The organism is Flavobacterium sp. GP15 (assembly GCF_014281985.1).
In the GTDB taxonomy this organism is placed as follows: domain Bacteria; phylum Bacteroidota; class Bacteroidia; order Flavobacteriales; family Flavobacteriaceae; genus Flavobacterium; species Flavobacterium pygoscelis.
Window position 1 is genome coordinate 876,197 of record NZ_JACFTC010000001.1, and the last position, 12,090, is coordinate 888,286.

The window sequence follows — 12,090 nt, forward strand, 5'->3', positions numbered from 1 at the left end:
CTTATTGTATTATTGTACTTTTGCCAAACTATTTTAACAATAAAGTATATTCACTCAATATTATGGATAGGTTTTCATTTTTAAACGCAGCACACACCGAATTTTTCGCTCAATTATACGATCAATATTTAGAAAATCCAGATAGCGTTGAGCCTAGTTGGAGAAGTTTTTTTCAAGGTTTCGACTTTGGAATGACAACTTATAATGACGAAAACAAAGTAGAGCAGATTGCAAATTTTGCCGCAAGCAATACCGATTGCAGTTTGGTTTCTGATAAACTTCAAAAAGAATTTAATGTATTAAAATTAATTGATGGCTATCGTTCCCGTGGACATTTGTTTACTAAAACAAATCCCGTAAGAGAGAGACGTTCAGCATCGCCAACACTTGATATTGCTAATTTTGGACTTTCATCAACAGATTTAAACACAGTTTTTGATGCCGCTAAAGCGATTAATATTTCCCCTTGTACTCTTCAGGAAATTATAAATCATTTAGACTCTATTTATTGTCAGCACATTGGTGTCGAGTATATGTATATTCGTAATCCAGAAGTGGTGTCATGGATTCAAAAGAAAATAGGCGTTAATGATAACCAACCTAAATTTTCTAACGAAGAAAAAAAATCTATTCTTTACAAATTAAATGAAGCGGTTTCTTTTGAAAACTTCTTGCATACTAAATATGTAGGACAAAAACGTTTTTCTTTGGAAGGTGGAGAATCTATCATTCCTGCACTAGATGCTTTGATTGAAAAAGCAGCTGAAAAAGGAGTTGAGAAATTTGTTATGGGAATGGCACACCGTGGTCGTTTAAATGTGTTAGCAAATATCTTCGGAAAATCTACTCAAGATATTTTTGGAGAATTTGATGGTAAAGATTACGATCAAGAGTATTTTGATGGTGATGTAAAATACCACTTAGGATTAACTGCTGAAAAAGTAACTAAATCTGGAAAAACTATAAACATTAATCTAGCGCCAAATCCTTCACATCTAGAAACTGTAGGGGCTGTTATTGAGGGTATTACTAGAGCAAAACAAGATAAATATTTCCCTAATGACTTTTCTAAAGTATTGCCTATTGCCGTTCACGGTGATGCTGCAATTGCTGGACAAGGAATTTTATACGAAATTGTGCAAATGGCACAGTTAGATGGATATAAAACTGGAGGAACAATACATATTGTAATTAATAACCAAGTTGGTTTTACTACTAATTATTTAGACGCAAGATCGTCTAAATATTGTACGGATGTGGCTAAAGTTACCCTTTCGCCAGTGCTACACGTTAATGCAGATGATGCAGAAGCGGTTGTACACGCCATGTCTTTTGCTTTAGATTACAGAATGCAATTTGGTAGCGACGTATTTATCGATTTATTAGGATATAGAAAATACGGACACAATGAAGGTGATGAACCTCGTTTTACCCAACCCGTACTTTATAAATTAATTGCTAAGCATGAAAATCCAAGAGATATTTATGCGGATAAATTATTAGCTGAAGGAGTAATTGATTCTACTTTTGTAAAAGGATTAGAGGTAGAATATAAATCTAATCTTGAAGTGAATCTTGAAGAATCACGTAAAAAAGATTTAACGATTATCACTCCATTTATGCAAAATGAATGGGAAGGTTTTACAAGAGTTTCTAATGTAGAAATGCTTCAAAAAGTAGATACTTCATTTACTAAAGAAGGACTTACAACTGTTGCCAATGCAGTTTGTAATTTGCCAACAGATAAAAAATTCATAAACAAAATCCAGAAACTAATTAACGATCGAAAAACAATGTTTTTTGACACCAATAAATTAGACTGGGGAATGGCAGAACACTTAGCTTACGGATCATTGTTACAGGAAGGATACGACGTTCGTATTTCTGGACAAGATGTAGAAAGAGGAACTTTTTCTCACCGCCATGCTGTTGTAAAAGTTGAAGATTCTGAAGAAGAAGTAATTCTTATCAATAATCTAGAAGGTAAAAAAGGAAAATTCAATGTCTTTAATTCCTTATTGTCAGAATACGGAGTATTAGGTTTTGATTATGGTTATGCATTAACGAATCCAAATACATTAACAATTTGGGAAGCACAATTTGGAGATTTCTCTAACGGAGCCCAAATTATGATTGACCAATATATTTCTTGTGGAGAAGATAAATGGAACAACCAAAACGGAATTGTTTTATTATTGCCTCACGGATACGAAGGGCAAGGAGCAGAGCACTCTTCAGCAAGAATGGAAAGATACTTGCAACTTTGTGCTAGACACAATATGTATGTAGCAGATTGTACTACGCCAGCCAACTTCTTTCACTTGTTAAGAAGACAAATGAAAACAACTTTCCGTAAACCACTTGTTGTATTTACACCAAAGAGTTTGTTGCGTGATCCAAGATGTGTCTCTCCAATAGAAGATTTTACTAACGGATCGTTCCAAGAAACTTTTGATGACGAAACCGTAAATAAAGCGGACGTGAAAACATTAGTTTTCTGTACCGGTAAATTTTATTATGACATCACCGCTGAAAGAGAAAATAACGGGCGCAAAGATGTGGCTGTAGTAAGAATCGAACAATTGTTCCCACTTCCAGTAGAGCAATTAAAAGAGATTATTGCACGCTATCCAAATGCTGATGATTACGTTTGGGCACAAGAGGAGCCTAAAAATATGGGAGCTTATAGCTTTATGTTAATGAATTTCGACCTTGTAAAATGGAGATTAGCTTCGTTAAAAGCGTATGCTGCTCCTGCTTCAGGAAGTTATACCCGTGCAAAACGTCGTCATGCAGATGCCATTCAAATGGTATTTGATAAAGATTTATTTAGATAATATAAGGAGCTGTTTCCTGCTATCCGCTGTATCTTTTTCTTTTTAAGGAAAAAGAAAAAGGATGCCGCTACTATCAGGGCTAAAAAAGTATAAAGAGTAAATACACGTTGTTTTACAACAGTTACATAAAATTAAAATTCATAATTTAAAATAATAGAACATGATTTTAGAAATGAAAGTCCCATCACCAGGGGAATCAATCAAAGAAGTTGAAATTGCAACTTGGTTAGTAAAAGACGGAGACTATGTTGAGAAAGACCAAGCAATTGCTGAGGTTGATTCAGACAAAGCAACACTAGAATTGCCAGCAGAAGCTAGCGGAATTATTACGTTAAAAGCAGAAGAAGGTGATGCTGTTGCAGTAGGAGCAGTAGTATGTCACATCGATACAGCAGCTGCAAAACCATCAGGTGATGCACCAGCAGCTGAAGTTGCAAAAGCGGTAGAAACACCAAAAGCAGAAGTGAAAGCAGAAGCGCCAAAAGCAGCTCCAGCAGCCACTACAACTTATGCTTCTGGAACTCCATCTCCAGCTGCAAGAAAAATATTAGACGAGAAAAATATAGCTCCAGCTTCTATAACAGGAACTGGTAAAGACGGAAGAATTACTAAAGATGATGCTGTAAATGCAGTACCATCAATGGGAACTCCTACTGGTGGATCTCGTGGTTCAGAAAGAACTAAATTATCAATGTTGCGTCGTAAAGTTGCCGAAAGATTAGTGGCTGCTAAAAACGAAACGGCTATGTTAACTACTTTCAACGAAGTGAACATGACGCCAATCAACTTGATTCGTAATGAATATAAAGATGCCTTCAAGGCAAAACATAATGGTGTAGGTCTAGGATATATGTCTTTCTTTACAAAAGCAGTTACTAGAGCCTTACAATTATATCCAGACGTAAACTCAATGATGGATGGCGATCATAAGATTGCTTTCGATTTTTGCGATATTTCTATTGCGGTTTCAGGACCAAAAGGATTAATGGTTCCTGTTGTTCGCAACGCTGAGAATTTGACTTTCCGTGGTGTAGAAGCTGATATCAAAAGATTAGCGATTAAAGCACGTGACGGACAAATTACAGTGGATGATATGACAGGTGGAACGTTTACAATCACTAATGGTGGTGTATTTGGTTCTATGTTATCTACTCCAATTATCAATCCTCCACAATCCGGAATCCTTGGAATGCACAACATTATCGAGCGTCCTATTGCTGTAAATGGTAAAGTAGAAATTCACCCAATGATGTACGTAGCACTTTCTTATGACCACAGAATTATTGACGGTCGTGAGTCAGTTGGTTTCTTAGTAGCAGTAAAAGAAGCTCTAGAAAACCCAATGGAATTGTTATTGGATAACAATCCTAAAAAAGCATTCGAATTGTAGTAATTGTTTTTTTATAATTTTAAAATCCCATTTGACAAAAATTGTTAAATGGGATTTTTTTTATTTCAACAAATACAAATAATGGTTGTAGTAATCTACAATTGCTTTTCCTTTCATTAGAATATCAGCGCCAATAATGCCATGAACTGGTTTTGCTTTATACTGCATAAGTGCTTCATTAACATGTGACAAGTCAAATATGACGAGATCAAAAGAAGTATCTTTCCACTGGCCTAATTGCAAATGGTTTCCTGTGGCCATTTGGGTAAACATTCCTGTTGCTCCAGCACCAGCAGCTTTTGTTTTTGATTTTTTAGCTTCCAATATGAAGAAATCTACACTTTCAAATCCGATGCAACTATTAGAGGCTCCGGTGTCTAAAATAAAATTGCCTAAAACACCATTTATTTTAGCTTTTATCAAAAGATGTTGGGTCTTGGTAATCTTAAATTTAACTTTTTTATAGTTTTCCTTTTTGAGGATATCGTGTAGGTTTTTCATTTGTGGTATTATTATTTTTCTATGGGTATGAATTCACTAAAGGTTTTAGGCCAATCAAAAGTTGAATTTCATGTCAAAGCTTATGAGGTTTCAAAAATTCATAGATTTAATCGGTTCATTACTAAGTTTTGTTTTTTACCCTAAATTCACATTATTCACTAAATATATTTTTTCCTGGAAGGTCTTTTTCCGAGCTTGTAGGTATTTCTTTTAAAATAGACCTAAAAGATTTTTGAAACCTTACCCAAAAATAAAAATGCCCTATGATTTTAACTAGCTTATCAACAAAGATACTTTAAGAAAATAGTGTTTTTGTCTATTTTAACTTAGTCTTTTCTATTTTTTTTCTTGTTTTCGAAAGAAATAGATTGACCCAAAAAGTAATCCAATTCCGCTTAGAAATAACAGCGAATACAATAAGTAATTATTGTTTTCTGAACTCTCAATAGTACCATAATAAACAAATGCACTCCAATAATAAGGTGATTTTTTAGCGTTTGAAATTGAAGTGTTTTGTAAAAATTCTCTTTTAGCATTGGCATTCGCTTCTAGATAAGATTGCTTGTTTTTGATGTTTTTATAAAACAAATCCATGAAGACTGAAGTAGTGTAATCGTTTACTTTCCATAAGGAAAACAATAAATTTTGTGCTCCAGCCAATTGAAATCCTCTTGCAACGCTCATGGCTCCTTCCGATTTAAATAATTTTCCAATTCCAGTTTCACAAGCACTTAAAACCACTAAATCGGGATGAATATTTAAATAGTATAACTCTGAGTAAAGGATTTCTTGATCGTAAAACTTAATACTAGCGGGAGTTTCGAGATCGCCGGAAGAGGCGTGCGTAGAAAGATGAATAATCGAATAGTTATTTGCATTTTTTTTGAAATTAGCAAATGTAGCTTTGCTGTTTTCCAAATAATTTCCTTCAAATTTTTTTTGAATGTATTGCATTTCGTCCTTGGAGTAAGTTAAGGCATAAGATGTTTTGTCAAATACGGGAAAGATACCTAGAACACTTTCTTGCTTTTTTTTCGTGCTTGAAGCTAAATAGAACTGTGCTGAATTTTGATAACAGATGTTGTAGTCCAGAAGCAAATAATTCATTTTAGCGAAATTGGTGGTTGCGGAAGGTTTTGTAATTAAAGCTTCAAAAGGTAAAAAATACAATAGACCATCAGGAATTATTAATAAATTTTTATATTCAGAATTTTTCGGTAATTTCAATAATTCATAAGCAATATTACCAGTAGCATTATATTTATTTGGTGCATTTGCAATAGCATTTGCCTCATTGAAAAAGTCGATGAACTGCGTGATTTTGGCAGAAGTATTGGCGTTGTTACTAAAAGAATTGAAGTGTATTTTTTTATCTTCTATCGTAAAAGAATACATTTTTTCAATTCCAGAAAAATATTCAACCAATATGGTTTTGTCTTTCTCTAGCTTATTATACAAATCAGCTAATAATAGCTTTGGGTTTACTTTTTTTTCTGCTTCTGGTGCCGTTTGTTTTAGTTGCAACATCCATTTATTTTGTTTTTTAATGGCTTCGTTAATTTTTGTAATATCAGCTAAATTGCCTTTTTGTTGTTCCTTTAAGATGAAGTTGTTTCCTATCTGCAGTTTTTCAGAAATATGTTTTTGAATCGCTGATTGGTTTTTAAAAGTGACTAAACTTTGCCTTAAAACAGCAGATTTTGTCTCTTCAGTTAGTAAAAACGCATTTTCTAGGTGAATTAATTTGGTGTCTTTTTTAAATAAAGATTCATAAATAGCAAGGCATTTTTCAGTACGATTCCGATTTCGTATTTGGCTAATTATTTTAGAGTTTTCATAAATAAGTAAGGACTGAAAGAGTTCCTCTATATAAAAAGCGAGTTTATAACTTTGAAGTGCTTTTTCAGGTTGGTTTTCTGTTTCGTAAATTGCTGCTTGTAAATCTAAAGCATCCAGTAAAACGGTTTCTGTATAAAGAGATTTTTGTTGCGGTAATTGATTGACATGATTAGAATAATTAGGAATTAAATTTCTAAAAATTTCTGAAATTAACGCGCTAGCATACTTTATATTCCCAGTTCTAAAAAGAAGATTGGCTTGGTCGTAATAAAGTTGCGCTTTTTTTCTTGGATTGTCATTGCGAATTTTTTCAAAGGTATTTTTAGCCTTCTCAAAATATGCTAAAGCTGTTTTAGTATCGTTGTGTTGTAATTTTAAGTTTGATAAATTACGATAGGTATTCACCAAAGACTCATTGTTAGTTTTATCTTTTTCTAATAACGAAAGTGCTTTTAAAAAGGCTTTTTCAGCATTGTTATTACTTTCAGAACTTGTAGGACTATATTTTTGTAATAAATAATTAGAGCCTAAATTATTATATAAATTTCCTTTCTGATTGTCACTTAGTTTTTGTGAATGAATCGTTTTTTCAAGCAAATCAATTGCCTCATTTATTCTTCCTGTATTTTGATAAACATTTGACAGATTGAGTACTGCCGCATATTGCTGTTGTTCATTATGGCTTTTTGTCGCAATATAATAATATTGTTTTATTGTGTTTTCAGCATTATCATAATCACCAATAGTAGTGTATAAATTTCCAAGTGGCTTTAAACAGAATTCAACTATTTCATAATTTTTTAAATTATTGGTTTGATACATTCGCCACGCTTTTTCATAGCTGTAAATTGCTTTGTTTATTTTGCCAAATTGGTTCTCATAATAGCCTTTGTTGCAATTTAAAATAACGAAAGACAGTAATTCGTCTTTGTTTTTTAAGTCCAATTTTGGAAAAATATTTTGAGAAAAAAGTGCTAATTCATTTAAATTTTCTTCAGTAGGATTTGTTACAAAGCTATCTACGGCCAAGTATATTTTATCTTCTTGAAAAACCGATTTTTGTGCTGAAATTGAAAATGAAATAAGAAATAGGAAAACACTAAAAATGGATTGGCAGTAAGTTTTAATGCTAGTATAGTAAAAATACCATTTATTGAAAAACCTCCTTATTAGGAATGACAAATCTTTGTTATGCTTTAAGAATGTTAGAATTTCCATATTCCATAAAACTGAAAATAGTTAAAGTTTTCTTTGAAATTTACCACATATCTCGCTCCTAAACTAGGGCCTATTCTTGCTGCGCCAAGTGTTAAGTCAAAAAGCAATCCTGTTTTGAAATTGCCAAATGTAGTAGAATTTGAAGCCGAATCATTTTTTGTATTGATCAAAAAATTACCCTTGACACTTTCAAAAGTCTCTATAGTTATTTCTTGTTTTTGTTTTTCTGATGCATTTGTATTTACTTGTACACCAGCTCCAATTCCTATATAATTATTGATGTTGTAACGTATTAAAACTGGAATTTCCCAATTTATATTACTATAACTATTTTGTGTTGTGGTGCGCTGTAGCTGTCTTGTTCCATTAGGATTGTCTAAAAAATCTTCGGCTATTTTTATTTTACTATCATAAGTATGCAAACTGTTAACAAACTCTGCTTGCCAATAGAAACGGTACGATTTAAAAGGAGAAATGGTGGCGCCAGCAAAATAGCTTTTAGAATTTTTTAATCTAGGGTATAAATTGTAACCTGCTTTTGCACCAATAGAAATTCCAGGAAGGAAGCGCGTCGTGGCGTAATTAGTAATGATTGGTTCGTTTTTATCAAAGATAATCGCTGTTCGACTCTTTGTCTTTATTTTGTGGAAATCCTCATTGAATTTCATTGAATATTTTACAAATCCTTTGGTGCTGTCTTTTTCTTTTACATTTTTTTGCTCGCTTCCAGGCAAATAGATATTCTTGAAAGTAAATATGATTTGTTTTTGTTTAATAATAGTGTCTAAACAACTTGTAGTGGGAATTTCATCTTTTGGACAAATAGGACATTTGGGGTACATATCCTCAATTTGAAATGTTTTTTTATCAAACATATCAGGTATGTCAGTTTCTAAACGTATTAGTCGAGCGGGACCTTCTCCGTTGTTTTGAAAACGAGTTTTAAAATTAACTCTTTTAAAACGGACCAATCTATAATTCATAAAACTGCCATTAGAGCCCATTTTATTTGGATCGTGTGAAGTGACAATTTCCATTTCTAAGTTTTTTATTTTGTGGTTTTTAAAACTTCGATTGGGGATAAATATACCGCGCATGGTTACCGTGGCACTAGTATCTTTTATCATTTCGGGCGTTGTTCGGAATGTATAAAAAATATTTCGCGTTTCTAATGGGTTGCAGTCGTCAAATTCTAATATAGAAACATCTGTAAAGTTTTCGTATGCCGTTTTTAAAGTGGTCTCTAGATCTTCTTCCGTAGCTGTGTAGTTGTGTTTTTTGGCTGGAGCCGAATTTTCGCTAGAAGCTAAATAAGAACCAGAATTTTCAAGATCGTTTATCGCTGCAATGTTGTTTTCTTTGATTTCTCTCTCGCCAGCATGTGCTCTAAAATCGACTAATTCGAAATTTTTATTCTTAAATTGCTTTTCGTTGTAAAACAAATATAATTTACCATTACTAACATAGTTTTCGAGATTTTGATAACTTAAGATTACAACTATTTCTTGCTCTGGAATGGGATCGCAATTTTTTTGAATGGAAAATCCGTTTTGTTCCGCTATCGAAGCGATGTCTTTATATTCTGTACTAGAAATCTCGTTGATAACTACTTTTTTAGGTCGTGTTGCAGGTGGTTTCCCATTGTCGTAATTGTTAGTTACGGTGAGTCTGGCGTTATAAGTTCCTTTGTTTTTATAAACGTGTTTGGGTTCGGCTTCTTTGCTATAATGTCCATCTCCAAGTTCCCATAAATAAGAAAAGCTGGGTTTTGGCGCTCCAGCAATGGGTATTAATGGTGGTGTTTCTGGTTTGTATGAAACCCTATTTCCGTTTTGATTGTAAAGAATAGTGGCGCGTCGGGTGATGGTGTCTTTTACTTTAGTTTGCGAAAAACTTGTATGAGTGCAAAAGCAGATTAAAATTACTAAAAATGTTCTCATAATCGGATGTTTTTTTAGCCCTGATAGCAGTGAAAATCCTTTTTAGTAACATTACAGTGCCGGTTTCGGTACTGTAATGTTACTAAAAAGATTGTAACGAATAGCAGGAATAGCTCCAGATAATTAGCTTATTTATTCATTAGAATTAATTTGTATTGATTTGAAAATCATTTAAATATAGAAAAAAGTGGTGAGCAAATCACCACTTTACAAAAAAATGTTAGTGTAAGTTATTGTATTGCATTGATTGCGGCTATTAGTTGAGCTTCACTTCCTACGGTAGTCTCGGATAAAGTAAAGGTGTAAATGTCATTTGCTTGTACAGTTACGGCTTTGATAGCATATCTCCATTGTCCGTTATCTTCGGTAGCAAAAATAACGTGACAAGCTAAACCTATTGGAATTTGACCATAATGTTCGCTAAACAACCCTGCGGTTGTAAAGGTGTCTAGGTGTGCTAAAGCATTTTGACCTTCGCCATCATAAGAAAGATAAATGGCACTATTTGTATTGTCGTATCCTTGTGGTGCAGCTACTAAAATTGTAGTTTTTGGTCTAGGATCACTATAAAAACGATCCACATTAGTCCAACCAAAGTGACCAAAACTTACGAAGTAATTATTTCCTTCGCCTTTTACTCCTCCTTGTCCGCCATTTGCTCCTGTAGCATCAACTGCATTTTTCCATGCTAAATTACCGTTAGCATCTATAATTCCGTTCCATAATATCATGGCATTATCCAGTCCACCAGTTAAATTTGTGGGAACTTGTAATGACATATTACAGCCTGTGGCTAAATCTACTCCGCCTTGAGTTGCTTTGATGAAGAATTCTCCGCCTGAGATTAGTAGCGCTCTGTCGCCATTTGGCATAATTCCCATCGTAGGTTTGTTAGTCACTAACATATTTCCTTTTTTGAAGATTTCTACATATTCGATGTCAACTATTCCTGTCACGGGATTTCCGTTTTTGGTTAAGCAATTTCCGTTTATATTTATTTTTACTCCATTAGCCGAAGTTAGTGTAGTCACGCCAGATCCTGCTGTAATTGTAAATTTCTGGGTCATTTTATCTAATGCTGCTTTACGCACAGTAGCAAATTTTGTTGCGGTTGGTACTGTCGTTAAAGTGTCATTGTTATCTTCATTACAGCTTACCGATAGAATAGTAGCTAAGATTAACAGACTGATGTTTTTTAAATTTGATTTCATAATTTCTAGTTTTTAGGTTGTTTTACGGAGTACTCTTAGGACTCTCATTTTTGAATTATATAGGTATATCAATAGCATTGTGTTTTTGTTACCCCTATTTTTTATTTTTTTAGTGTTAGTCCTAATTCTACAAAGGTTGTAGGAGTAGTGCTTAACAAAGTTGGAGTTCCAGAAACATCTATTTTGCTGATTTGTCCGTTTGGATAGCCAGAGATTCCTTGTAATGTAGAAACATAAAATATTTTGTTACAGTCGTCATAAACGGTACTATAGAATTCAGAATTTATATTAAATGCAAAGCTATAAATAGGTGTTTTTGAGATTAGTAATGGGTTTGAAACATTTAGTTCATACAATTTTGAGTTCGAAACTCCGGCGTCTTCCATTATGGCATAAAGGATGTTTGTTTGTTTGAACTCTAAAGAAATAAAGGATAATCCGCTACTTCCACCAGCTGGTAAGGCTATCGCAGCCGAAACGATTGCAGTTGATATATTTGAATTGTTGTAAGTAATGATTCGGTTTCCTAATAAAAAATAAATCGCATTTACACCATCTGTTGCCGCCGTAAAGGTTTGCAAATTATAACCCGCTAATGTGTTTTGAGGAATTGGAGTTGAAGAACTTGGAATAATATTAAAATTAGCATCTACCAAGGAGAAGATTTGATTTGTAAAATCGTAGCAACCATAATAGAGAACGCCGCCAACAATTACGGGTGCATTAACCACTCGATACAATAAGGTAGTGTTTGAATATAAAGGAATAGCAGTTGCGCTAGAAGTATTTGTTGCAGTGTTCACTTTTGTTAGTATTCCTTTTTCACCAGAAATTAATAGGTATTCATTTGTCATAGGATTAAAAACGGCATTATTTGTTCCCGAAGATTGAAAGGTTACGGGTTGTGTAACCGCGGCAAGTACTGTGAAATTTGGTACAGCTAAAGAATTTAGTGAAGAACCAAAATTGCCAGTTTGAGATCCTTGTTCTATATTGTAACCTAATATTTCGACATCGGCACATCCGGCAGGTTTTTCATCTTGTGTATCACAACTGAAAAAGAAAATAGATACAATAAGCGAAAAGAAAAGGCGAGTAGAATTTTTACGAATTTGTAAAAGATTCCTAGTGTAGTTGTTTTTTTTCATGATTTC

Annotated in this window: 7 protein-coding genes; 2 read left to right on the forward strand and 5 right to left on the reverse strand. The window is 33.5% G+C overall.

Annotated features, from left to right (window positions below):
* Positions 1-62: 62 nt before the first annotated feature.
* Together H2650_RS03950 and odhB are read left to right on the forward strand one after the other, a co-directional pair.
* Positions 63-2,837, forward strand: a complete 2,775-nt coding sequence (locus H2650_RS03950) for a 2-oxoglutarate dehydrogenase E1 component (RefSeq protein WP_188049448.1) — start codon at positions 63-65, stop codon at positions 2,835-2,837.
* Between the two features lie 160 nt (positions 2,838-2,997).
* Positions 2,998-4,227 carry a 2-oxoglutarate dehydrogenase complex dihydrolipoyllysine-residue succinyltransferase gene (gene odhB, locus H2650_RS03955; protein WP_188049449.1) on the forward strand — a complete coding sequence of 410 codons (1,230 nt, stop codon included), beginning with the start codon at positions 2,998-3,000 and terminating at the stop codon, positions 4,225-4,227.
* A 60-nt stretch (positions 4,228-4,287) separates the two neighbouring features.
* On the opposite strand, the gene H2650_RS03960 is transcribed toward odhB, so the two are convergent.
* From H2650_RS03960 to H2650_RS03980, 5 genes are all read right to left on the reverse strand, one after another.
* Positions 4,288-4,728, reverse strand: a complete 441-nt coding sequence (locus tag H2650_RS03960) for a retropepsin-like aspartic protease (RefSeq protein ID WP_188049450.1) — start codon at positions 4,726-4,728, stop codon at positions 4,288-4,290.
* Between the two features lie 336 nt (positions 4,729-5,064).
* Entirely contained in the window at positions 5,065-7,596 is a 2,532-nt protein-coding gene (locus tag H2650_RS03965) for a CHAT domain-containing protein (RefSeq protein WP_255462789.1), read from the reverse strand.
* A 176-nt stretch (positions 7,597-7,772) separates the two neighbouring features.
* Complete coding sequence (locus tag H2650_RS03970) at positions 7,773-9,725, reverse strand: PKD domain-containing protein (RefSeq protein WP_188049452.1); 1,953 nt, start codon at positions 9,723-9,725, stop codon at positions 7,773-7,775.
* 230 nt (positions 9,726-9,955) lie between these two features.
* Entirely contained in the window at positions 9,956-10,936 is a 981-nt protein-coding gene (locus tag H2650_RS03975) for a hypothetical protein (RefSeq protein ID WP_188049453.1), read from the reverse strand.
* A gap of 101 nt (positions 10,937-11,037) precedes the next feature.
* Positions 11,038-12,084: a hypothetical protein gene (locus H2650_RS03980; protein ID WP_188049454.1), complete on the reverse strand. Its 1,047-nt coding sequence runs from the start codon at positions 12,082-12,084 to the stop codon at positions 11,038-11,040.
* Between the last annotated feature and the right edge of the window lie 6 nt (positions 12,085-12,090).

Coding starts and splice junctions, on each gene's coding strand:
- H2650_RS03950 (WP_188049448.1), top strand. CDS start 63: ATGGATAGGTTTTCATTTTTAAACGCAGCACACACCGAATTTTTCGCT.
- odhB (WP_188049449.1), top strand. CDS start 2,998: ATGATTTTAGAAATGAAAGTCCCATCACCAGGGGAATCAATCAAAGAA.
- H2650_RS03960 (WP_188049450.1), bottom strand. CDS start 4,728: ATGAAAAACCTACACGATATCCTCAAAAAGGAAAACTATAAAAAAGTT.
- H2650_RS03970 (WP_188049452.1), bottom strand. CDS start 9,725: ATGAGAACATTTTTAGTAATTTTAATCTGCTTTTGCACTCATACAAGT.
- H2650_RS03975 (WP_188049453.1), bottom strand. CDS start 10,936: ATGAAATCAAATTTAAAAAACATCAGTCTGTTAATCTTAGCTACTATT.
- H2650_RS03980 (WP_188049454.1), bottom strand. CDS start 12,084: ATGAAAAAAAACAACTACACTAGGAATCTTTTACAAATTCGTAAAAAT.